Source organism: [Bacillus] caldolyticus (genome assembly GCF_003595605.1).
GTDB classification, from domain to species: domain Bacteria; phylum Bacillota; class Bacilli; order Bacillales; family Anoxybacillaceae; genus Geobacillus; species Geobacillus thermoleovorans.
Map to the genome: position 1 here is coordinate 1,129,607 of NZ_CP025074.1, position 22,287 is coordinate 1,151,893.

Here is a 22,287-nt window from a genome sequence, read left to right on the forward strand (position 1 = left end):
ATGAACATTGCGATTGGCACAACGCAAGATCGCGCTTTGTACGAAGACGCCTTGCGCGTCCGCCGGCTCGTATTCATTGAGGAGCAAAACGTGCCGGAAGACGAGGAAATCGACGCATTCGAGGACGACTCGTTCCACCTCGTCCTGTATGATGGCCAAACACCGGTGGGTGCTGGGCGACTCCGTTTCATTGACGAAGGCGTCGGCAAAATCGAGCGCATTTGCGTCCTGCCGTCCTACCGCGGCCGCGGCGCCGGACGGATGGTGATGGAAGCGATCGAACAGCTGGCGAAAACAAAAGGGGCGAAAACGGCGAAACTGAACGCCCAGACGCACGCAGAACCGTTTTACCAAAAGCTCGGCTATACGACCGTCTCCGGCGTCTTTATGGACGCCGGCATCCCACATGTCACGATGGTGAAATCGCTCGAATGATGGCCATAGAACAGCCTCGTCTACACTGATCCAAGGCTTGGGATCATCGAACATCGTTTCGCTCTCCTGAGCCAAGCAGAGCAAAAGGGAGCTGTGCGCACGCAAGCTCCCTTTTGCTTACTTTTTGTTGTTCAGCATATTGGCGATCGTATTGAAATCAATTTGCTTGCCGTTATGGACGATCGCCTTGACGATTTGATCCTCAAGTTCTTTTGGCACTTTCCGGTTGGCAATTTGCGCCACCCGCTTCACCACTTGGCGCACCGTTTTTTCATCGCTGAAATTGGCGTTTTGCAGCGAGTTGGCGAGCTCAAAAACGTCTTTCATATTGACACCTGTTTTCTTTTCGATGTTTTTAAAAAATTGCTGATCCATCGTTCCGCCTCCTTCTCCCTGCTATATCGTATGATGCTCCCGCCTCGGCGTGCATCAAATTAGGGAAAGAAAAATACGAGCCGCTCCGTGGCGCCGAAACGGCCCGTACCCCTTTCGCTTTTTCCGTTAGGCGACAAATGCCGCGCCGACAATAATCAACAAAATGAACAACACGACAATCAGCACAAAGCCACCGCCATAGCCACCGCCATAGCCGTAGCCGTAAGGATAACCATAACCGCAGAAGCCCATCATAATGTGCACCTCCTTCTCCGTTTACTGTATCGTATTCACCGGCTTAGCGGGGCGTATGGGCGCAAAGGCCATTTTGTCATCCAAATCGGCGGAACAGCTCGGCAAATTCCCGCTCCTTTTTCGCAAACCATTGCTCGATGTAGTCTAAGTTGCCTTGCACACTTTTTAAAAATCCATTGTTCAATTTTTCGATTTCTTGCAACTGTTTGTTAAAGTCCTTTCCCCATTGTTCAAACAGGCGGATGAACGTTTCATGCCCTTCTTTGCGTGACGCAACCCAACCTTCGAGCGCCTTTTCCAGTTCTTTGCTCACACTTTCCCCCCCTTTCTTACTGTTGTATGCAAAAACGACTGCCCGAGGTGAAGGCATCCCCGTTCTTTTTTTGCCTTGCCATATGATAAAGTAAAGATGAACGTCAACATGAAAGGGAGGAAACGAATGTGAAACGCATTGAAACAGTGGAGCAATTCGAGGCGGTCATTTCCGGTGATAAACCAACGATCATCAAGTTTTACACAACTTGGTGTCCGGACTGCGTGCGCCTCAATATGTTCATCGATGACATCGTTCGCGACTATAGACAATATGATTGGTTTGAAATCGACCGTGACCAGTTTCCGGAACTTGGCGAGAAATACCAGGTACTTGGCATCCCGAGCCTGCTTGTCTTCCGCAACGGAAAAAAAATTGCTCATCTGCACAGCGCTGACGCCAAAACGCCGGAAGAGGTGCGCGCCTTTTTGCAGTCCCTGCCGGAGTAAGACGGGGCGGCATCCTTGCCTCGCCAGAGAAGAAGGGCAACAAAAAGAGGCTGTCCGAGAAGGAAGCTTTCCTTCTCGGACAGCCATGCGAATGAACAGACAGCTCCTTATGGATCGCCGATTGTGGAAACGGAAGCCGTCAATATTCAATTTCGTCGTAGTCTTTCGGCTGGCGCGTCAGCTGCGGGCTGTCAAACATCAATTCAATCGAAATTTCCTCATCGGTCGTCCGCGTCCGCTCGGAGCGGTCGTTTGGTTTCAATTGGACTTGAATTTCCTCATCCGTCGTTTTTATCCGTTTGTCTTCCATCGTCTTTTCCTCCTGTGTCATCAGTTTCGCAAGAGCGGTTCGACTTTTTGCACAAGCTCTGCCATTTTTGCGGCGTTTCGTTCATACAGCGCCTTCGCCTCTTCGGAATTCGTCTGCAACGCATACAGCTCCAGATCAGCCTGCACTTTTTTCATCGCGGCCAAGAGCAGCTTTTTCTCCTGCGGCTCGGCAATTTGGATCTTATCATCGTACAAATCGATCGTCAGCTGTCCGTATGAATCGACTTGGGCGAGAAACACATTTTCAATCGCCACTCCTTGTTTGTCAAGCTGTTCCTTCAGCCAGCCGCGGCCAAGCCCCATCGTAGCGAGTGGCTCATCCAAAATCATGCCGTCCATAATGACCGTTTGCGGCTCTTTTTCCCGCGGTGGGTTTGGGAACACATCTCCGACGGTGAGCGGCTGCTTTTCCCGCTTCAGCAACACGTTCAAGTCGCCGTTTGGCTCAAGCACCGCAAACTCGACGTCGGCGACGCGGAACACATCTTTTTTGCGCAGCTGTTCGAGCAGCTCGTCAACCGTATATTTCTCCCGTTTCAAGTTTTCCTCTAAAATTTTGCCGTTTTTAATAAAAACCGTGGAATTGCCCTCGACAAAATCGCGAAATTTCTTGTTGCGCAGCGAGAGACGAGCGACAGCCACTGGAAACAGCGACCAAATCAAAATGCTGGTGATGCCTTCTTGCAACGAAATTCCTAAATCGACCGACATCGTTCCAGCGATATCGCCGACGGTAATGCCGACGATGTATTCAAAAAACGACAATTTTGATAATTGCTTTTTGCCGAGAATGCGGGTGATCACAAACAACCCGATTAAAATGCAAATCGAACGAATGGCGGTTTCTAACCATATAGGCATCGATCATGCTCCTTACTTTCCGTGGTATTGCGGCTCTTCGAACTCGAGCCGGCCGATCCGGTCTTTGATGTCCGCGATGATCTCCTCTGTCGCAAGCATCGCTTCATGAAACGTCCGTTGCGCCGTTTCATCCTGGGAAGTGAGCGCCAGCTGTTGCAGCCCAGCGTGAATGCCTTTTAAGCTCGCCAACGTTTGTTTCACCTGCGAAGCAACGGTCATGGAAGATCCCTCCTATCCTTTCGGGCGGAACAAGAGCGCCCCGATAAACCCAAAGACGATCGCCGCGGAGATGCCGGCGCTCGTCACTTCAAACATGCCGGTCAATACGCCGATAATGCCGTGTTTTTCCGCCTCTTGCATCGCGCCGTGAACGAGCGCGTTTCCAAAGCTCGTAATCGGAATCGTCGCCCCGGCGCCGGCAAAATCAATGAGTGGCTCATACAAACCGAATCCATCCAAAATCGCCCCGACGACGACGAGAATCGTCAACGTATGCGCAGGTGTCAGTTTAAACACATCCATCAAAATTTGCCCGATCACGCAAATCAGCCCGCCGACGACAAACGCCCAAAAAAACATAGCCAACACGCTACGCCTCACCTCCATACTCGATCGCCACCGCGTGGGCGATGCATGGAATCGTCTCGTTTTGCTGGAACGATAGCGGCGACAATAGCGCTCCTGTCGCGACTGCCAAAATGCGCTTCAGCTCGCCGCGCCGCATCCGTTTGATGAGATGCCCGTAAACGACAACGGCGGAACAAGCCGCCCCACTTGCGCCGGACAAAACCGGCTGCCCATCGCGGTAAATGAGCAGTCCGCAATCTTGGTAGCGCTCTTCATCGATGTCAATGCCGTGCTGACGCAGCAAGTCAAGGGAGACTTGGCGTCCGATTCGCCCTAGATCGCCGGTGACGATCAAATCGTAATACGATGCATCGATTTGCATGTCGCGCAAATGCGCCTCAATCGTATCGACCGCCGCCGGCGCCATCGCCCCGCCCATGTTGAACGGATCGGCGATCCCCATATCCACAACGCGGCCGATCGTCGCTGCCGTCACGCGCGGCCCGTCCCCTTTCGGGCTGACGATCGCCACGCCAGCTCCCGTTACCGTCCACTGCGCTGTCGGCGGCTTTTGCCCGCCGTATTCGGTTGGATAGCGGAACTGCTTTTCGACAGCGGTGTTATGGCTTGACGCACCGGTTAAGATATAGTCTGCCCCGCCATAGTTGGCAATAAAAGCGCTGAGCGCAAGCCCTTCCATGGAGGTTGAGCAGGCGCCAAAAATGCCAAGGTGCGGCATGCCGAGCGTTCGGGCGGCAAAACTTGTCGGCGTCATCTGGTTGATCAAATCGCCGGCGATGAGAAACTGCACGTTTTCCTTCTCTAACCCGGCCTTTTCCATCGCCTGAAACGCCGCCTCCTCAAGCAACACGCGGTGCGCCTTCTCATACGATTCCTCGCCAAGCCATAAATCTTCATGCAAAAGATCGAAATCATCAGCGAGGCGGCCGTTCGCTTCAAACGGCCCGCCGACGGCAGCGGTCGCGATAATCGCCGGCTTGTTGGCAAACACCCATGTTCGGTGCCCTTTCAGCATTACAATCCCCCCCACTGGGTCGCAATCGTTTTGACAAGGGCGATAACAAAGGCGGCAAACGTACCGAACAAGATGACCGATCCGGCGAGCTTGAACATGTTCGAGCCGACGCCTAACACAAATCCTTCCGTCCGGTGCTCAATCGCCGCCGAGATGACGGCGTTGCCAAACCCTGTCACCGGCACGGCGCTTCCCGCCCCAGCGAATTGGGCGATCCGGTCATAAACGCCAAGCCCAGTTAAAATCATCGACAAAAAGACCATCGTCGCCACCGTCGGATTGCCTGCCGTTTGCTCGGTAAAGTCAAAAAAATACATGTAAAAATAAGAGATCGCCTGTCCAATCACGCAAATGATTCCGCCAACGAGAAACGCGCAAACACAGTTGCGAACGATAGGGCGCTTCGTTTCCCGCTCTTTTTCGAATAAATGATATTCCTGCTGAACCGGGGTCAGCTTTTTCCGTTTTTCATTCGCCATAATGACACCTCTTATGTTTGCTCTTTGCTTAGCTTTTCAATGCGCCTGATTTCCCGATTGACTTTTCGTTCATCCCAGCGTCGATTGTCCATGTTAGCTTTTAATTCCTTCGTCTTCCAAAAAATTTTCAAATCGCTCGAGGAAACAACGTCATAGCCAGGAAACAGGTCGCGCAGTTTTTGGTCAATGTCTTTCTCAATTTGTTTTCGACTCCACCGCTTCATATGGGGAATTTGATAAGCAATGAGCAACCGATCCCCGCTGTTGACCGCCACCACGTCCCGAACATCGTCGCGCCCGCGCAAATAGCTGGCCGCCCGCTCGGCCGGACCTTGGTTCAGCTCCGCATGTTTCGCCGTCCCGGACGTTTGGGTTCTCAGCAGGTTTGTCCCTTGCAGCGATTGCTTTTGTTCCGTTTCTTCTTTGGCGCAGCCGCCGACCGCGATCATCGCAACGACGGCCGCCAACCACCATTTTTTCATCTTCATCAACCCATTCGTTTTTATGTATTTCCGCCAAGTCGGGAAAGGTTGGCGTGCTGTGCCAACCTTTCCGCCTGAACCATCCCATTCGCTTCTGCGAAGGTTATTGTTGTTTATATTGTGGCTCTTCGTTTTGAATTTCTTGCATGCGCGAGTTCACCAAATCAATGACCGCCTGCGTTTGTTGGGCAGCTTGTTGGTAAAGCTGTTTCGCGGCTTGGTTTTCGGTTTGCAAAGCAAACGTTTCGAAGCTCGCTTGAGCCGATTTTAACCCCGCCAATGTTTGTTTCACTTGTGTTGCAACCGTCATGATTCATGTCCTCCTTATATGGTGTAAGATTGGTGGTGACAATGTTTAGAATGGTTTTTCGCCGCCAAATTATAATTGTCATTTTCTGCAAAACGTTCTCCCGCCTTTCCAGCCTTTCCGGGCACGAAAAGGGCGCCTTCTGCAGGCGCCCATACGGTTTACGACTTGTTATCAACTTTATCGGAATAACCGCGGCCGAGCGACGGGTTGTTTAAAATACCGGCCATCACCAAAATGCTTAAGAAGGCATGGTACAGTTGTTCATATTTGCCAAGATCAATGTCGACGCCGAATGTCTCAAGCGCAATCACGGCAAACGATCCGATTGCCAGCCAAAGCCCGTAATTTTTAAAACGCTCCACCGTTTGCGTCCCCCATTTGCTTTATGGCTAGATCCACGAGAACGGTCTCCGTTCTCCTTCGTTTCGATCATGGCCTCCTTCACCATGTTCTTCCTTATCCCGGTCCCGCACATCTTCAACGGCTTCCATTTCCGTATCATCGCGGTGCGGGAACAACCATGGATCGCGGATGCGGCCGCGCGGCATAATGACGATGTCATCGGCATGAATGATCAATTTATCGACATGAATCACTTTCGCTTTTTTCCGATCCGACATGCCCTTCCCCCCTTCCTTTCGCCTAGTTGCACTGTTAGACTATGCAAGGAGGCGAAGCGAAGTATAGGCATCTCTCACAGATTTCCGTTATTTCTTCTTGATGACGGCTGGCCGACCGCATCCGCATCCGCATCCGCTCGGACGCCGCACAGGCTGCGTTGTCGAAGAAAGCACCCTTGTCACCGGTTTCGACGGAGTAGGCTTCTTCATTCCTCATCCCTCCATCCCGAAAAAGTGTAGCCCTCGCCGATCAACCAATTTATGTTCAAGTCCATTTCCGTACGATTCGTCTCTAATCGAAACGGCATAAAAACAAACAATGTCTAACGGCGAGAGAAAAAGCGAGCGGCTACTGCTATTGTATGGCTTGGCGAGCCAAGGGTGCCTCTCATTTTTCGTTTCGCTCCGGGTGTGGCATGATGGCATTTTCTTGCCTCAGTGTGCGGAAAAACCAGCTGTCCGGCCGTTCGTCCTCATCTGCCTTGCCCGTTTTTTCGCTCCATGGCGATTGCAGCAGCTGGCGGCGAAGCTCGTCATTTTCCTTCGCCAGCTGTTTGAGCTGCTCGTAGCGCTTGGCGCTTTGGTAAGCCAGTTCCTTTAACACAATGTTTTCGGCTTCCACCTCTTTCAGCCGGCGCTCCAGTTCAGCCATTCGCTCAGCAAGCCGCTGTTCACCTGTCCCCCTTCTCTCTTCATTCATCGCCCCATGTTTGTCTTTCATCATTCGACATCTCCTCCTTTGATTCATCGTTGTCTGCACCCACCAGCAAAAAATCCGCATCTGTCCCAACACATTTACCTAAGCCGTTCCATAGTATACAGTAGTCCCAAACCACCAGGCGTTGGGGAACAACTGAACGATAGGAGGAACGAAGAAAATGGGTCATCATCACCGTCGCGATACAGAAAGAGTATGCATCAGAACGCGCAAAATTTACGACTGGGTGACGCGCCAAGTCGATGTGCCATTGCGAAGCTTCAGCGGCGAGGATTTGGAAGCGATTTTCCCGATGGACCACTGCCAGCGGGAAGGAACGATTTGCGATTTTTTGGGAGCGCAACATACAAACCCGCAACACTTGACGATCCGTTGCTTCCTGACAGACGCCGACGGAAACCCGATCGACTCGGTCGTTGACCAGGACGCATTGATTTGCCAGGAAATTACGCAGCCAAACGGCCGGCAGTCCGTAAACGTCACCCTTCCTTCTGGGGAAACGGTGACGCTGCAAAAAGTCAAAGCGCTCATCAAAGGGCATGTCGTCGTGCAAATTGTCAGCCCAGCCGGCACGGTCATTTGCCAATCGAAACCAATTCCGTTCGCTACAGCACAAACGTTCATCTTGTGCGCCCCAGAAGGCACGCAGCTCAACTGCCATATTTCGTTCTTCGAATGCGACACGAGCCTAGTCTGCACAGACAACTTTGCACAACTTGATGTTTCCATCACCTTATGCCTTGAAGTCCAAGTGGAAGCTGATGTCAAAATCGAAGTCGAAGCTCGTTTCTGCCAACCGCGCGAAGAATTGGCCGAAGCCGTGCTTTGCCCGACAACCAAATTCCCGCCGCAATGCCCGGACGTATTCCCGGCCATGTAGCGTCCTGCACCGTTCAGGCTGTTGTTCCAACAACAGCCTTTTTTATATGGCATGCACCCGCAATGGATACATAAGATGAGAATGGAAGGGGTGGAAACCGTATGAAAAACAAAAACGACCAACATCTCCGTCTGCAGCAGCAAATCATCCACTACCGGTCAGAAGCAGCCTCATGCCGGCAACAAGTGCAGCAACTGGAGGCCGAGTTGGCCAAGGAAAAAATGCGCAGCGCCTATTTGAAAGAGAAGCTGCGTGAAGCAGAAACAACCAACGTTGAAACGTACAAGAAAAAAATCGCCGCCTTGGAACGCCAGCTTCTGTTGTGTGAAATTGCACTGGAAGAAACGCGATATAACACCTCAAAAGAGACACAGACACCAGCGTTTGAACGAGCTGCTGCCGTGTCAGCGTTGTTTCACTATTCTGTCGTCGTTCCGACGCATCTTGATGAGGAGGAGCTGACCATCATCGGCGATTTCATCATTCGCAATCACGGAACAGCGCCGCTTCACCATTTGATTGTCTGTCTCCGCCTTTCGCCTCCAAAAACGGCGGTGCTCAGCGGGAAAATTGTTTTGCCAAACAGCGGACGGGCCGAGCAGGAAACGCTGATCTCCAATAGCGCGGAAAGCTGGACGTTCACCCACGAAAACTGGCGGGAAAAAGTGCGGCAAAGCGGGGAATACTGGCTTGCCCCGCTTTATGACGCCCCGCTTGAACCAAGCGAGGAGCGGCGCTTTTCCCAGTTCGAAATCACTGTTCCCCCGTCCAGCAATGCCCGCTCATTGACGGTTGATGGATTCGTGTATTGCGCAGAACTGCCAAAGGGCGTTCCTGCCGCCAACCATATTGCCATTCAATGGTGACCCGCTCGTTTTCCGCCTTCATGCCGACCAGCGGCGCACCTGCTGTTTGGGCCGGCCGTTTTGAGCCGGCTCCGCTATTTCCTATTTCAAACAATAGGAGTTGGACGTTTCCTTCCATCAACGTCATCCCGACAAGCTGCGCGGCTGTTTTTGCATCACCGGCTGACGACGACTTCCATCCACACCGCCGGCCATTCCTTCAGCGAACGTTGCCCAACCAGCATCAGCGATTCGCTGTCCATTTTTTGACCAAAACGACGCCCGCCGGCATCCCTCATTGGCTGTGTCATGACCTCAATAGCCGCCTTTCTCCTTACGACAACCATTTACTAACGATCGTCTCCATGATCGCCGCCCCGCCGGCAATCGCTAGAAGCATAATGAGCGGCTCAAAAACATTCGGCCAAAGCATTAGGCCAATATAACAAAACGCCGCACACCAGATCCCCGTGCACCAGTAGCAGCTCAGCAGTTCGCCAAACCAGCGACGCAGCCCGCCTCCCTTGAAAGAAAGAAACACTTGTTTGCTTCCGTCCGGAAGCTCCTGCTCCGTCCATTCGTGAAAGGGACGGCGAATCCAGGCGGTGATCGCGTCATATACGATGAGCCGTGTCAGGCGAAAGCTGGCTAAACAAAGAAGGACAAATGAAAACGGATCGTCCATGCTCCCCTCCCCTTTCCATGATTATGACCGCAAAAAACCGATTGCCTTCTGTCGTTCCCATTTGGCAGCTAGCGAATTCTCTTTGGTACAGACGTTTACCCAAACGCTCTCCTACGCCAATCATATGATGGAGTATAGGTTTTTAACACAAGAGACTAGAAAGGAGGCGACGCGATGTACCATGTCTTTTTCAACCGACGCCCAACCCGCCCCCGCCTTCCCCGTGCTCTTTACGAACAGCTGGCCGCGCTTCCACTCAACACTGAGGTTAACGTGCACACCACCAACGAGACGCATTACAATGCGCTTTTTCTCGGCTTCGAGCCGCGGACGAACAGCGTCTCGCTATTGGTTGACCGCTTTTATAAAGAGGGGGGGCGCTCGCTTACGATCGATGCTGCCACGATCACCTCAATCGATCTCCCTGCCTCCATGAGGCCAGCTCCATCCGCCGACACAGATGAAGAGGAAGAATAGCTAGAAAAGAAGGCACAGCCGGCTGACGCCAACCAGCGCGGTCGGCGCTTATTTTTTTGGCGGCGCCGTTTTCTCATTGACTAGTGCGCTTGTCTATACATTCGCTTCTCGTATTACATACACTTTTACTAATCGACAATAGATGCTAGGAGGAACTGATCTTGGCTTCGAAACGATCTCGCTTGTTGTTTGACATTTTAAGCAGTTACGACCTGACTGGAACTGAAGTCGATATCATGAAGGAACTGAAAAACGACAAAGTATGGCTTGTGCGAAACAAAAAAACGAGGGAACGGTACGTGCTGAAACGGCTGAGCGAAGACAAAACGAATTTTCCGATTTTGCTTCATTCAAAGCTGTACCAAGAAGGATTTCATGTCCCAAAAATCTTCCAAACGAAAACAGACCAATATTACATCCACCGAAAAGGCCATTACTACTATTTGATGGACTACATCGTCCCAAGCGGAACGAAGCCCTCTTTCCAACAACGGATCGAAGGGCTCGCCCGCTTTCATGCTCACAGTCTGTTTGCCGATTGGATCGGCCCCTGCCCTTCATCGTTTCCGGAGCCAAAAGACGTGCTGAGCGCACATCGGCAAAAAGCAGCACAGTTAGAGGAGCAGGCAAAGGCCATCGATCATGGTGACACTCTTTCTCATATAATGGAACAGATGGCCCGGATCGCTAATCAAAGTTATGCATGGCTTGAAAAAAGCAATCTAGCTGATTTTTGCCGCACAGCGAAAGAACGAAAGGCCATTTGCCACGGGGATTACAACAGCAACAACCTTTTATTGGCGGAAAACCACGAAGTCATGATGATTGACTTTGACCGCGCCTACTATGGCCTCCCGCTTGATGATTTTCGCTTTCTGCTTGTTTCATTGATGAAAAACCCGAAAAACGATGCGGTAAAGCGAACGAAGCTGCTATTTGACCTTTATTTCTCCATTTGCCCGCTGTACGCTCCGTACAAGAGCGTCTATGTCGCTGATGCTATGTTTCCTCACGTGTTTTACAGCGAAGCGGTCGGCCGTGAAAAACAAAAGCAAGCGTTGCACAGCCCATCGTCCTTGGACTTGCTCACCCGCCTCGCCGAACAGGAAACAAAAAAATTCGCATTCTTGTCCGATTTTTTCAAAAGCGAGGGATAGAGAAAAATGAAACAAACGATCGCCCACTTTCTTCATGAAAAAATGAAAATCAATCAACGTTTTATTTACAACCAAATGGTTCATTTAAAAAAATACCGCCCGATCATGATCGGGTCATTCGCTGATGACGGCATCCATCCGTTTCCTCTCATCAACTATTACCGCCTCAACGACATCGACGATTTCGGCCGCTTCGCCAAAGAACAAAATATTGTCGCCATTCACGCTCACCATGGAAAGCATGCCGTCGAAATTCTTCCGCTTTGCATCGCCCATCGCATTCCGCTTGTCGTCAGCATCCGCGGCCGCGATGGATCGGCGAAGCATCAAAGTTTGCGGCGCAATCAAAAACGGTACAATTTGCTCAAACAGCATGGGGCGCTCTTTCTTCCTGTCTGCCGCTATCTTGCCAATGAACTGATCACGCTAGGCTTTCCGCCGGAAAAAATCCAAGTTCTCTACGGCGGCATCGAGCTCGATTTATTTCCGTACCGGGAACGGACGATTCCGGAGAACGGAGACATCATCATTCTCTCGATCGGCCGGCTCGTCGAGAAAAAAGGGTTTTTAACGCTCGTGCGCGCCTTTTGGCGCGTGCATGCGGTTCATCCGCGCTGCCGCCTCCGCATCATCGGCAGCGGCAAAGAGGAAGAAAACATCCGCCGGCTTGTCAGCGAGCTGAAGCTCGATCCGTTTGTCGACCTGCTGGGTGCCATGGATGCCGCTTCAATCGCCCGCGAAATGGAACGCGCCCATCTATTTTGCCTGGCGAGCGAGACCGCTTCAGACGGAGACATTGAAGGCATCCCCAACGTATTGAAAGAAGCGATGGCAAGCGGGCTGCCGGTCATCTCAACGAATCACGCCGGCATCCCCGAATTGATCGAACACAAACGCACCGGCTATCTCGCACCAGAAAGAGACGATCTTGAGCTAGCGAACGGCATTCGCTTTTTTCTGGAACATCCGGAACGAATTCCATCCTTCACGAAAAAAGCGCGCAAAGTGATTGAACAGCGGTTTGATATCACGAAACAAATCAAGGTGCAGGAGCGGCTGTATGATGAATTCATCAAAAGGGGCTGACCCAAAAGGCTGTCTGCCTTCAGGATAGACACAAAATATAGTGCGAAAGAAGCGGTCAGTACGTATATATAGAGACGAAAGAGGGTGTCCCGATCCTTTTGGGACACCCCCTTTGTTGCTTAATTCTTCCCCTTTCCTTTCCAAACAGCAGAAAGGTTGTCCGCCGAAAATAGACCGCACCATTTCCAGTGTTTTAGGCGCTTGTCATGTAGCAAACCACGCTTGTCTGTTAATACGCTATAAAAGCCGGAGATTTCACGAAGGAGGCCTATTAGCGTCAACTACCCCCACTTAGCTAACGCTTGAAGTGGGGGCTTGCAACTCCCCAGAAGTGCAAACGGACTTCGTCCTCCTTCCTTGACTTGGGGTTGCATCAGGGGGCAGGTTGACGACTACCCAACGACACAGGTCATGCCTGCATCGTTACCGATTCTCTCGGTGTGTCTGTTGGCAGTACTTGGCTTCCACACACAACAGACAGACCTACGCTCGATGTTTTACGGTTGCAACGTTTCCTGCAACCAACTCCATACATCGAGCAGCAGTTTATTGGAGTGCCTTTATTTAACGGTTTTCTCCACGCCTTTATTCTATCATACACAAAAGAAAGGGGGAACGCGCATTCCTCTCCCACTTACTTCCTTTGGTCGTTGAAGTGGGAGTCTCCTGCGCGAAATAGGATGAACATTTGCATCATTGGCGCTGGCTACGTCGGACTAACCACCGCTGCCGTCCTTGCTGAACTTGGGCATGAAGTGCATTGCATTGATCATGATGAACGGAAAATCCGCCTGCTCAATAACGGGGAAGTTCCGTTTTATGAGCCAGGGCTCGAAGAATTGATTGCCAAAAATGATAATTATTTGACGTTCAGCGGCCGCTGGGATGATATCAAACGGGCGGCCGTCGTTGTCATTTGTGTCGGCACCCCGCCGCGGCCCGACGGCGGCACCGACTTACGCTATATCGAAGCGGTGCTCGACCGCTTGGCAACGACGATCAAATCGTACAAAACGATCGTCACGAAAAGCACCGTCCCTCCGGGGACGAATGAATGGATGCGTGCCGAGCTCATCCGCAAAGGAGTGAAACCGCAGTTGTTCCGCATCGTATCCAACCCAGAGTTTTTGCGGGAAGGGTCGGCTGTCTACGATATGTTTCACCCAGACAAAATCGTCGTCGGACTCGAACCGGATGATGACCAATCGCTTGCCGTCATGCAGGCGGTGTATGCCGGCATCAATGCCCCTTACCTCACAACGAGCCTGACCGGCGCGGAACTGATCAAATACGCCGCCAACGCGTTTTTGGCGACCAAAATTTCCTTTATTAACGAAATGGCGCGCATCTGTGACGCGTTTGCCGTCGATGTCAATGACATCGCCCGCGGGATCGGCCTCGACCCGCGCATCGGCCCACACTTTTTGCGGGCCGGCCTCGGCTATGGTGGCTCCTGTTTTCCAAAGGACGTCAAAGCGCTCGAACATGCGGCGCGCTCGCGCCAAGTGGAGCCGCATTTGCTGAAGGCGGTGCAGACCATCAACGCCACCCAGCTTGACGTTTGCTTCCAAAAACTCAATGAGCAACTTGCCCCATTGACGGACAAAAAGATCGCCGTGCTTGGCATCTCCTTCAAGCCGAATACAGACGATACGCGTTTTTCCCCCGCTGAAGCGCTCATCCGCCGATTGAGTGAAAACGGCTGTACGGTTGCCGCCTACGACCCGAAGGCAACGCTCTCGGAGCCGCTCACCCGCGTCACACAAGTCCAGTCGGTGCACGAAGCGATCCAAGGGGCGGATGGCTTGGTCATCGCCACCGATTGGGACGAATTCCGCACGCTTGACTGGGGGCAAGTGAAAGCGGCGATGAATGGGACGCTCGTGTTTGACGGTCGAAACTGTTTGGATCGCCATGCAGTCGAACAAAGCGGTTTGCGCTACATGGGGGTGGGGCGCCCGTGAACATTCTCGTCACCGGTGCGGCCGGATTTATCGGCTCCCATTTATGCGAAAAACTGCTGGAAAACGACGAGCATCATGTGATTGGCGTCGACGGCTTTCTCGGACCGACGCCGGCGCCGCTAAAAGCGAAGAACATTGCCCATTTGCAGTCTCATCCACGGTTTACCTTTCTTGAGCTGGATTTGTTGACAGCCGATTTGCCGTCCTTGCTGCAAAACGTCGAAGCGGTCTACCACTTAGCCGGCATGCCCGGTGTGCGAACGAGCTGGGGGACGGAGTTTGCCGCCTATGCTGCACACAACATTTCCACTACCCAGCGGTTGCTTGAGGCATGCAAAGACCGGCCACTCAAACGGTTCATCTACGCTTCAACCTCATCCGTCTACGGCGAGCGGAGCGGCCCGTTGTCGGAAACGCTTGAACCGGCCCCGCTCTCCCCATATGGCATTACGAAGCTCACCGGCGAACATTTATGCCGCGTCTATTTTCGCGAGTTCGCCGTACCGATCGTCATTTTGCGCTATTTCACCGTCTATGGCCCGCGCCAGCGCCCGGACATGTCGTTTCACCGCTTCATCCGCCAGCTGCTCGCTGGACAACCGCTCACCGTGTTCGGCGACGGAACACAATCGCGCGATTTCACCTATATTTCTGACTGCGTTGATGGAACGGCAGCCGCCCTCGAGCGCAAGGAAGCTGTCGGGCAAACGATCAATATCGGCGGGAAAGAACGGGCATCGGTTCATGACGTGATTCACCTGCTGGAGTCGCTGACGGGAAAACAGGCGACCATCCACTATGCGCCGGCCGCCCGCGGGGAGCCGAAACAAACGTGGGCCGACTTAACGAAAGCGGAGCAGCTGCTCGGGTACAAGCCGGTTGTGACACTTGAGAACGGCCTGCAAAAAGAAATCGAATACATCCGTTCATTGTATGGGGATGAACGTTCATGAACATCGCTTACGTTTGCACAGAAAAACTGCCCGCCCCGGCAGTGCGGGGCGGGGCCATTCAAATGATGATCGATGGGATTGCTCCATTGATCGCCCGACGCCACGAACTGACGATTTTTTCAATCGCTGATCCGCTTTTGCCGCCTGAAGAGACAGACGGAGACATCCGCTACATCCGTTTTCCAAAAGCCACGTATGAAACGGATGTGGCACGTGCGTTGGCCGCGCACAAATTCGATGTCGTCCACGTCTTCAATCGTCCTGTTCCGCTCATCGATTACCAAGCGGCGGCTCCGCAAAGCGCCTTTGTGCTAAGCCTGCATAACGACATGTTTTCCCCGCTGAAAATTACAGCAGAACAGGCGAAGCGGGCGCTCGACGCCTGCACCTTGCTGACCGCCGTCAGTGAATACATCAAACGGACGGTGACAAACCGTTACCCAATCGATCCTCAGAAAGTAAAAGTCGTTTATTCCGGAGTCGATGCTTCCCAATACATCCCCGTCTGGACGGAAGAAGGCAGGCGCATCCGCCAAGCGGAACGCGAAGCGTACGGACTCACCGATAAAAAAGTCGTTCTCTTTCTCGGCCGACTCAGCAAAACAAAAGGACCGCATTTGCTGATTCAATGCCTGCCATCCCTTTTGATCCGCCATCCCGAGGCAGCGCTTGTCATCGTCGGCGGAAAATGGTTCGGCGACACCGGCCGAAGCGAATACATCGACTGGCTTCATGAGCTCGCGGCGCCGATGGCCGATCGCGTTCTGTTTACGAATTACGTTCCGCACAGTCATATCCCCAAACTGCTCTTAATGGCCGATGTGTTTGTATGCAGCTCGCAATGGCACGAGCCGCTCGCCCGCGTTCATTACGAAGCGATGGCCGCCGGCATTCCGGTCGTGACAACCAACCGCGGCGGCAACACCGAAATCGTCCGCCACGGCGAAACCGGCTTTGTCATCGATGACTACCAAAACCCGCACGCTTTTTTTGAAGCGATTGATTACATGCTTGTGAACAAACATGAAGCGGAAACCATGGCGAAAAAGGCAAGAACGCTCGTTGAACAGCAATTTCAATTCCACCATGTGGCCAAGCGGTTTGAAACGGTTTATATCGAAGCATGTTCCTCTCTTTCCCCAAACCAATAAGGGCTGTCTAAGAGAAATGTTTTCGGGACAGCCTTTTTCTCTTTCTCCGATGAAATCAACCATGCCGCTCCTTGTGCATCTATCCCCACTCGTCACACTTTCGCCGCCCCCCAGTTCGTCAAACTGCAGAGGCTTCGGGAAATATCCTCTATTTAATGAGCTTACCCAGTCCAATTTCGTTCTCCATACATATCCTAGTAGCAATCACACATATTTCACTTCGTCCATTCCCAAATACCTGACAGGAGGGATAGCATGAAAGACATCGTTATTGAACCATGGCTCGTCGATGAAACGACCCATGAATTTTTTATCCCTGAGTATATCATCCAGCTGGCAGAGGAAGTGCTGAAAAACTACGATTTATCCGTTCAAAACATGCAAATCGTTACGACAAAACCGGACAAGGGAGGAGCGATTTGGAAGCTCGAAACGAAATCAGGCCCGAAAAGTTTGAAGCTGCTGCACCGGAGGCCGACAAGGAGCCTATTCAGCCTAGGAGCACAAGAATATTTAGTGGAAGTGCGCAAGGCAAGAGTGCCGCCAATTGTAAAAACAAAGGATGGAAAAAGTTATGTCGAGGCAGGAGGAAAACTATGGTTTGTGGCGGAATGGATTGAACCGTTGACGCCAGTTACAAAGGATTTGGAAGGAGCAAGAAAACTTTGTTATGCCCTTGGTGAATTTCATCGGCTAAGCAAAGGGTATGTCCCCCCAAAACAGGCGGAAATGGCTTCGCGGCTGCACAAATGGCCAAAAAACTATGAAAAAATGATTACGAAAATGAGCTGGTTTCGGAACATTGCCAAATACTACCCTGAAATGCCGGCAAGCCCACCATTATTAGAGGTAGTTGACCGATTTGAAGAACAGGCGCGAAAAGGCATGGAACGATTTCTGCAATCCAGCTATGTTGAATTCGTCAAGCAAGGAACGGCTCATTGGGGGTTGGTTCACCAAGACTACGGTTGGTCCAACGGCCAAATGGGCGCGGACGGAATGTGGATTATTGATCTCGACGGAGTTGCCTTTGACCTTCCGATTCGTGATTTACGAAAACTCATTAGCGGCACAATGGCGGATTTATACAAATGGGATGCAACATGGGTGCGGGAAATGATTCTAGCGTACCACGAAGCAAATCCAATCACACCTGAATTATACGAGCTTTTGATGATTGACTTGGCCATGCCAAACGAATTTTATAAAAATATGAAAGAAGTCGTCTATGAACCGGAAATCTTTCTCAATGAACAAACAGCACAGTTAATTCAAACGATTGTCGAAACCGACCAGTCAAAGTGGCCTGTATTGGCAGAAATCGAAAATGACTGGAAAGGAGTGGGATAAATATGAGGATTTTGATGGTTTGTACAGAAAAACTCCCCGTTCCCCCTTTATTAGGCGGGGCCATTCAAACGTATATTTCCGGCATTCTTCCACATGTAAGCCAATTCCATAATATTACCGTTTTAGGCATCAGCGATTCGTCGCTTCCCGAGCAAGAAACGATCTATGGCGTTCACTACGTGCGCGTACCGGGAAAAATATTTGAAATATACCGGGAAAACGTTGTTCGTTATGTGGAAGCGAACAAGTTCGATCTCATCCATATCTTTAACCGCCCCCGCCTTGTTCTGCCCATCCGGCAGGCAGCGCCCGACGCCAAAATGACGTTAAGTATGCACAATGATATGTTTCAACCGGAAAAAATCGATCCAGAAGAAGCAACGGCGGCCATCGCAGAAGTGGCCTACATCGTAACCGTGAGCGATTATATTGGCAATGTCATCCGCAGTCTATATCCGCAGGCATCGCCAAAATTGCGCACGATTTATTCTGGAGTAGACAGCGAACGATTTTTGCCGGGAAATCATCCAAAAATGCAGAAAATACGCAACGACATTCGGCGGGCACATGGGTTGGAAAACAAAACGGTCATTTTGTTCGCCGGAAGGCTGTCGCGCAATAAAGGGGTCGATAAACTCATTCTAGCATTGCCGGAGCTGGCAAAAAAATTTAAAAACTTAGCCCTGGTGATTGTCGGGAGCAACTGGTTTAGCGAAAATGACATTACTGATTATGTCGCATATGTAAGAGCACTGGCGAAACGAATGCCTGTCCCCGTTGTCACGACAGGCTTTGTCCCACCGAATGAAATCCAAAATTGGTTTGCGGCGGCTGATTTGTTTGTATGCACCTCGCAATGGCAGGAACCGTTGGCGCGCGTCCACTACGAGGCCATGGCAGCAGGCCTTCCGATCGTAACGACCGCGAGAGGCGGCAATCCGGAAGTCATTTTCGCCAATGAAAACGGCCTTATCGTAGAAAATCCGGAGGACCCAAGTGATTTTGCCAACAAGATTGCCCAAATATTATCGGATCAATCATTGATGAGAAGAATGGGAGAAAAAGGCCGGCAGCTTGCGATTTCGATCTATCATTGGGAGCGAGTCGCTTCCGAGTTATTGGAAGTTTGGGAGCAGGCGGAGAAAACAGAACAAGCTGTAGTGAGTGAAGAACAAGCAGCCGGCATGACAATAGAACCGCTGAAAGAAGATGCAACAGAACAACGGAACCGGCCAACCCCTAAAGCGGATGCAAAAGAAAAAGTCCACTCGAAAAAGAACGCGGCAGCGTCATCCGACAAAACGAAAAAGGGAAAAACCAAAAAAGAGCGTGCCATATCAATGGAAGACCATCAACAAACAGCCAAACAAAAAGAAGCTGCGGCAGAGCGAACTGAACTCGCGAAAAGCGCCCCAGCTCCTAAACAGCCCCAAACCGGCCGCCACATAAAACCTTTTACCATTGCAAGCGGCAACCAACAAACGCTGGACGCGTCGCCTAAAACGCATTTGAACCGCAAATTGGCTCAAGCGAAACATGACACCAAACATTTTACGATTGCAAGCTCACACTAACACGAATCGAAAATCGCCAACGAAGAAAATGACGGACATCCAAAATAAAAATGAGAATACACTCCCACAGCAAATGAAGGAAACAAACCCTCATCATCCTTTCCTGGCGCCGCAACGCATTCAGGCAAAGATGCGTTTCAACGCAAGGAAATGCGTTACTGCACAAACCCGATCATCGTCACCGCGAGAAGCTGCGCGCGCCCGATGACCGTTTCGTTTCCCTGTTCATCGGCGATCGTCAACTCGGTCGCCGTGCACTTCTTTAATATGCCTTCATAGCTCTTATCCTTCATGACAAATTGGCATTTCAGCGGCGGCAAATGGCCGGGCAGCTCCGCCAAAAAGGCCAGCCGCTCGTCGAGCGCCATCGCTTGGAATTCTTTTTTGGCAAAAAATTCAGTCGGTTCCTCCTCGCCGCCTCGTTCATCGCTGGAACTTCCTTCCTCTTCCTGTTGCGTTCGGCTAGTCCACATAAACGTTTCTTGCATATGCGCCGCCGCCCGCATCGCTTTTGGCTGCACAATGTAAAGCAACGGCTCCGTCTCCACAACGTTTTGTTTCCGCACGTCGATCCCCCTTTTCCATGCTTGCCTTACCTTATATATGTATGCCCGTGATCTCAATAATTGCCCAAGTCAAGCAAAAAACAGCCGCTCCATCAACAGGAACGGCTGCTCGCACGTTTTTAATATCCTAAAATGTGGTATCCCGAGTCGACGTGAATAATTTCCCCGGTGATGCCGCGCGACAAGTCGCTGAACAAAAACAGCGCCGCATCGCCGACTTCTTCTTGGGTCGTCGTCCGGCGGAGCGGAGCGCGTTCTTCGATTTGCTTTAAAATCGAGTTGAAATCGCTCACCCCTTTGGCCGACAGTGTGCGAATCGGTCCAGCGGAAATGGCATTGACGCGGATGCCGTATTTGCCTAAATCGTTCGCCAAATATTTCACGCTCGCATCAAGCGACGCTTTCGCCACACCCATAATGTTGTAGTTTTGCACGACGCGCTCGCCGCCTAAGTACGTGAGGGTGACGATGCTGCCGCCTTCCGTCATCAGCTCTTTCGCCTCGCGCGCAACCGCGGTGAGCGAATATGCGCTGATATTGTGGGCGAGCAAAAAGCCTTCGCGGCTGACGTTCATATATTCCCCGCTCAAGTCTTCTTTATTGGCGTAGGCGATGCAATGAGCGACGCCGTGGATGACGCCGACTTGTTGTTTGATTTGCGCAAAACATTGAACGATGTCTTCATCTTTTGCCACATCGCATGGCAGCAGAAGCGAACGTTCGTCCCCAAGCGTATCCACAAGCGCCCGCACCTCTTTTTCAAACCGCTCTCCGGCATACGTAAACACCAACCGAGCGCCGGCAGCGTGAAGCGAACGAGCGATGCCCCAGGCGATGCTTCGTTTGTTCGCCACCCCCATCACGACATATGTACGTCCTTCCAACGATAAGACCATTCGTTCATCCTCCCAATTATCATTTATTCTTAGCACCAGGTGTTAATTCTATTATAGGCGATGCGGCGGGCGATGTAAATGCACGCTTCCCTTTTGCCTTCCGATTCCTTCATGCTGGCGGCGGTTTTTCCCACTTTGCAAAACCGGCGCGATTCGCTAATATGGTATATGGCACATTTGAATGGAGAGGATCGTTCCATGGATCATGATCGTTTTTCCAAATCGAAGCTTGATTACCATATGCTGTTCCTTTTATTCTTGATGGCCGTCATCAGCGCCATCGCCATCCATAGCGCAGAACCGATGCTGCCGGAGAAACTGCAAAACGTCAACTTCGCTTCGAAACAGCTGCAATGGTACGCCATCGGCGCTGTCGTGATCGCCTTGACGATGATCATTGACTATGATCGGCTGTTTCAAATCGCTTGGTATTTGTATGGATTCGGGATGTTGCTGTTGCTTGGGCTGGAATTGAATGTCCCAGGATCAGTAACCATTAAGGGGGCGACGAGCTGGTACCATCTACCTGGAGGCAACTTTCAACCATCCGAGCTGATGAAAATTTTTATGATCATCGTCCTAAGTCGCATCATCGTCAACCATCGGGAAAAATATCCCGAACCGACGATCAGCGATGATTTTAAATTGCTTGGCAAAATCGCTTTGACCGTCTTGCCGCCGCTTATTTTGCTCGCCAAGCAGCCGGACATGGGCATGTCGATGGTGTTTATGGCCATCACCGCCACCTTGGTGCTCGTTTCCGGCATCCGCTGGCGCATCATTTTCGGCATTGTCCTTTCCGGTGTAACAATGGTGGCAGTCGTTGTGTTCATTTTCTTTTATTTTCCTGATTTCTTCCATAAGTACATTATTAAAGAAGATTACCAGTTGAACCGGTTTTACGGCTGGCTGGCTCCATATGAATATTCCAACGAACAAGGCTTCCAGCTCATTCGTTCGCTTATGGCCATTGGGTCAGGGGAACTGTATGGGAAAGGATTGGGCAACTTACAAGTCTATTTGCCGGAGGCGCACACAGACTTTGTGTTTGGCGTCATCTCAGAACAGTTCGGATTTGTCGGCTCAAGCATCGTCGTGTCTCTCTTTTTCCTGCTCATTTATCGCATGATCCATATTGCCTTGGAGAGCAACGATTTATATGGCAGCTATTTATGCGCCGGCGTCGCGGGCATGATTACGTTCCAAGTGTTCCAAAACATTGGCATGACGATTGGACTTTTGCCGATCACGGGGTTGCCGCTTCCGTTCATCAGCTATGGAGGAAGCTCGCTGGCGACTTATATGCTGGCGATCGGCCTCGTCTTAAACGTTCATTCGCGAACGCGGAAGTTTATGTTCGCAAGCGATGAATAAAGCCGCTTGCTGTGTCCGCAGGCGGCGTTTTTTGTCGCCATCAAGCTCAACTCCACTTCTTTGTTTCCTGGCCGCGGGCTCCGCCGTTTGGGCGTTGCC

The 22,287-nt window shown here is 51.5% G+C and carries 31 protein-coding genes; 13 read left to right on the forward strand and 18 right to left on the reverse strand.

The features are described 5' to 3' along the window. Positions 1 to 435 carry a GNAT family N-acetyltransferase gene (locus tag CWI35_RS05890; protein ID WP_011230364.1) on the forward strand — a complete coding sequence of 145 codons (435 nt, stop codon included), beginning with the start codon at positions 1 to 3 and terminating at the stop codon, positions 433 to 435. A 117-nt stretch (positions 436 to 552) separates the two neighbouring features. Here the strand turns inward: CWI35_RS05890 and CWI35_RS05895 are convergent, their stop codons facing one another. The 3 genes from CWI35_RS05895 to CWI35_RS05905 all read right to left on the reverse strand — a co-directional run bounded on the left by CWI35_RS05895 (position 553) and on the right by CWI35_RS05905 (position 1,378). After that, the gene (locus tag CWI35_RS05895; protein WP_011230363.1) at positions 553 to 810 is read right to left on the reverse strand and encodes a sporulation-specific transcription regulator SpoVIF; all 258 of its coding nucleotides are present in this window, start codon (positions 808 to 810) and stop codon (positions 553 to 555) included. 126 nt (positions 811 to 936) lie between these two features. Continuing rightward, a complete protein-coding gene (locus CWI35_RS05900; RefSeq protein ID WP_013146038.1) occupies positions 937 to 1,065 on the reverse strand; it encodes a YjcZ family sporulation protein in 129 nt (42 codons plus the stop codon). A gap of 76 nt (positions 1,066 to 1,141) precedes the next feature. Further along, positions 1,142 to 1,378, reverse strand: coding sequence for a hypothetical protein (locus CWI35_RS05905; RefSeq protein WP_011230361.1), 237 nt, complete (start codon positions 1,376 to 1,378; stop codon positions 1,142 to 1,144). 128 nt (positions 1,379 to 1,506) lie between these two features. Here CWI35_RS05905 and CWI35_RS05910 point away from each other — a divergent pair, with 128 nt between their 5' ends. Next, positions 1,507 to 1,827: a thioredoxin family protein gene (locus tag CWI35_RS05910; RefSeq protein WP_011230360.1), complete on the forward strand. Its 321-nt coding sequence runs from the start codon at positions 1,507 to 1,509 to the stop codon at positions 1,825 to 1,827. A 139-nt stretch (positions 1,828 to 1,966) separates the two neighbouring features. Here CWI35_RS05910 and CWI35_RS18240 read toward each other — a convergent pair whose 3' ends face one another. The 11 genes from CWI35_RS18240 to CWI35_RS05960 form a co-directional block, all read right to left on the reverse strand. Beyond that, on the reverse strand, positions 1,967 to 2,137 hold the full coding sequence (locus CWI35_RS18240) for a hypothetical protein (RefSeq protein WP_011230359.1): 171 nt from the start codon (positions 2,135 to 2,137) through the stop codon (positions 1,967 to 1,969). A gap of 20 nt (positions 2,138 to 2,157) precedes the next feature. Continuing rightward, entirely contained in the window at positions 2,158 to 3,018 is an 861-nt protein-coding gene (locus CWI35_RS05915) for a DUF421 domain-containing protein (protein ID WP_013523193.1), read from the reverse strand. A 12-nt stretch (positions 3,019 to 3,030) separates the two neighbouring features. Beyond that, positions 3,031 to 3,237: a DUF1657 domain-containing protein gene (locus CWI35_RS05920; RefSeq protein WP_011230357.1), complete on the reverse strand. Its 207-nt coding sequence runs from the start codon at positions 3,235 to 3,237 to the stop codon at positions 3,031 to 3,033. Positions 3,238 to 3,249: 12 nt separating this feature from the next. Continuing rightward, the gene (gene spoVAE / locus CWI35_RS05925) at positions 3,250 to 3,606 is read right to left on the reverse strand and encodes a stage V sporulation protein AE (RefSeq protein WP_013146042.1); all 357 of its coding nucleotides are present in this window, start codon (positions 3,604 to 3,606) and stop codon (positions 3,250 to 3,252) included. 1 nt (position 3,607) lies between these two features. Then, the gene (gene spoVAD, locus CWI35_RS05930) at positions 3,608 to 4,621 is read right to left on the reverse strand and encodes a stage V sporulation protein AD (RefSeq protein ID WP_068894944.1); all 1,014 of its coding nucleotides are present in this window, start codon (positions 4,619 to 4,621) and stop codon (positions 3,608 to 3,610) included. Beyond that, complete coding sequence (spoVAC, locus tag CWI35_RS05935) at positions 4,621 to 5,100, reverse strand: stage V sporulation protein AC (RefSeq protein WP_011230354.1); 480 nt, start codon at positions 5,098 to 5,100, stop codon at positions 4,621 to 4,623. The genes spoVAD and spoVAC overlap by 1 nt, the downstream gene beginning before the upstream one ends. Before the next feature lie 11 nt (positions 5,101 to 5,111). Continuing rightward, complete coding sequence (locus CWI35_RS05940; RefSeq protein ID WP_119877585.1) at positions 5,112 to 5,588, reverse strand: YhcN/YlaJ family sporulation lipoprotein; 477 nt, start codon at positions 5,586 to 5,588, stop codon at positions 5,112 to 5,114. Between the two features lie 97 nt (positions 5,589 to 5,685). Then, positions 5,686 to 5,892 carry a DUF1657 domain-containing protein gene (locus tag CWI35_RS05945; RefSeq protein WP_011230352.1) on the reverse strand — a complete coding sequence of 69 codons (207 nt, stop codon included), beginning with the start codon at positions 5,890 to 5,892 and terminating at the stop codon, positions 5,686 to 5,688. Between the two features lie 158 nt (positions 5,893 to 6,050). Then, positions 6,051 to 6,254, reverse strand: coding sequence for a hypothetical protein (locus tag CWI35_RS05950; protein ID WP_013523190.1), 204 nt, complete (start codon positions 6,252 to 6,254; stop codon positions 6,051 to 6,053). A 27-nt stretch (positions 6,255 to 6,281) separates the two neighbouring features. Further along, complete coding sequence (locus tag CWI35_RS05955; protein WP_011230350.1) at positions 6,282 to 6,512, reverse strand: hypothetical protein; 231 nt, start codon at positions 6,510 to 6,512, stop codon at positions 6,282 to 6,284. 388 nt (positions 6,513 to 6,900) lie between these two features. Next, entirely contained in the window at positions 6,901 to 7,236 is a 336-nt protein-coding gene (locus tag CWI35_RS05960) for a spore coat protein (protein ID WP_014195191.1), read from the reverse strand. Between the two features lie 154 nt (positions 7,237 to 7,390). On the opposite strand from CWI35_RS05960, the gene CWI35_RS05965 reads away from it, so the two are divergent. Together CWI35_RS05965 and CWI35_RS05970 are read left to right on the forward strand one after the other, a co-directional pair. Next, a complete protein-coding gene (locus CWI35_RS05965) occupies positions 7,391 to 8,110 on the forward strand; it encodes a BMQ_0737 family morphogenetic spore coat protein (RefSeq protein ID WP_011230348.1) in 720 nt (239 codons plus the stop codon). Positions 8,111 to 8,211: 101 nt separating this feature from the next. Then, positions 8,212 to 8,976: a hypothetical protein gene (locus CWI35_RS05970; RefSeq protein WP_011230347.1), complete on the forward strand. Its 765-nt coding sequence runs from the start codon at positions 8,212 to 8,214 to the stop codon at positions 8,974 to 8,976. A gap of 155 nt (positions 8,977 to 9,131) precedes the next feature. Here CWI35_RS05970 and CWI35_RS18695 read toward each other — a convergent pair whose 3' ends face one another. Further along, entirely contained in the window at positions 9,132 to 9,266 is a 135-nt protein-coding gene (locus CWI35_RS18695; RefSeq protein WP_014195190.1) for a hypothetical protein, read from the reverse strand. Between the two features lie 23 nt (positions 9,267 to 9,289). Then, a complete protein-coding gene (locus tag CWI35_RS05980; RefSeq protein ID WP_011230345.1) occupies positions 9,290 to 9,640 on the reverse strand; it encodes a DUF1360 domain-containing protein in 351 nt (116 codons plus the stop codon). Positions 9,641 to 9,814: 174 nt separating this feature from the next. Here CWI35_RS05980 and CWI35_RS05985 point away from each other — a divergent pair, with 174 nt between their 5' ends. The 8 genes from CWI35_RS05985 (at position 9,815) to CWI35_RS06025 (ending at position 19,352) form a co-directional block, all read left to right on the forward strand. Beyond that, positions 9,815 to 10,117, forward strand: coding sequence for a hypothetical protein (locus CWI35_RS05985; RefSeq protein WP_011230344.1), 303 nt, complete (start codon positions 9,815 to 9,817; stop codon positions 10,115 to 10,117). A gap of 161 nt (positions 10,118 to 10,278) precedes the next feature. Next, positions 10,279 to 11,274, forward strand: a complete 996-nt coding sequence (locus CWI35_RS05990; RefSeq protein ID WP_011230343.1) for an aminoglycoside phosphotransferase family protein — start codon at positions 10,279 to 10,281, stop codon at positions 11,272 to 11,274. 6 nt (positions 11,275 to 11,280) lie between these two features. After that, positions 11,281 to 12,360 (forward strand): glycosyltransferase, encoded by a 1,080-nt coding sequence (locus tag CWI35_RS05995; protein ID WP_119877586.1) that lies wholly within the window; start codon positions 11,281 to 11,283, stop codon positions 12,358 to 12,360. Between the two features lie 680 nt (positions 12,361 to 13,040). Continuing rightward, positions 13,041 to 14,324: a UDP-glucose dehydrogenase family protein gene (locus CWI35_RS06005; RefSeq protein WP_119878005.1), complete on the forward strand. Its 1,284-nt coding sequence runs from the start codon at positions 13,041 to 13,043 to the stop codon at positions 14,322 to 14,324. Further along, positions 14,321 to 15,277 carry an NAD-dependent epimerase/dehydratase family protein gene (locus CWI35_RS06010; RefSeq protein ID WP_119877587.1) on the forward strand — a complete coding sequence of 319 codons (957 nt, stop codon included), beginning with the start codon at positions 14,321 to 14,323 and terminating at the stop codon, positions 15,275 to 15,277. The genes CWI35_RS06005 and CWI35_RS06010 overlap by 4 nt, the downstream gene beginning before the upstream one ends. Next, entirely contained in the window at positions 15,274 to 16,428 is a 1,155-nt protein-coding gene (locus CWI35_RS06015; RefSeq protein ID WP_119877588.1) for a glycosyltransferase family 4 protein, read from the forward strand. The genes CWI35_RS06010 and CWI35_RS06015 overlap by 4 nt, the downstream gene beginning before the upstream one ends. A gap of 255 nt (positions 16,429 to 16,683) precedes the next feature. Next, entirely contained in the window at positions 16,684 to 17,778 is a 1,095-nt protein-coding gene (locus CWI35_RS06020) for a CotS family spore coat protein (RefSeq protein WP_014195186.1), read from the forward strand. A 2-nt stretch (positions 17,779 to 17,780) separates the two neighbouring features. Then, positions 17,781 to 19,352 carry a glycosyltransferase family 4 protein gene (locus tag CWI35_RS06025; RefSeq protein ID WP_119877589.1) on the forward strand — a complete coding sequence of 524 codons (1,572 nt, stop codon included), beginning with the start codon at positions 17,781 to 17,783 and terminating at the stop codon, positions 19,350 to 19,352. Between the two features lie 155 nt (positions 19,353 to 19,507). Here CWI35_RS06025 and CWI35_RS06030 read toward each other — a convergent pair whose 3' ends face one another. Then, the gene (locus CWI35_RS06030) at positions 19,508 to 19,918 is read right to left on the reverse strand and encodes a CotO family spore coat protein (protein WP_015374169.1); all 411 of its coding nucleotides are present in this window, start codon (positions 19,916 to 19,918) and stop codon (positions 19,508 to 19,510) included. 119 nt (positions 19,919 to 20,037) lie between these two features. Further along, complete coding sequence (fabI, locus tag CWI35_RS06035) at positions 20,038 to 20,814, reverse strand: enoyl-ACP reductase FabI (protein WP_015374168.1); 777 nt, start codon at positions 20,812 to 20,814, stop codon at positions 20,038 to 20,040. 198 nt (positions 20,815 to 21,012) lie between these two features. Here fabI and CWI35_RS06040 point away from each other — a divergent pair, with 198 nt between their 5' ends. Next, positions 21,013 to 22,188, forward strand: a complete 1,176-nt coding sequence (locus CWI35_RS06040; protein WP_119877590.1) for an FtsW/RodA/SpoVE family cell cycle protein — start codon at positions 21,013 to 21,015, stop codon at positions 22,186 to 22,188. Positions 22,189 to 22,287 lie beyond the last annotated feature (99 nt).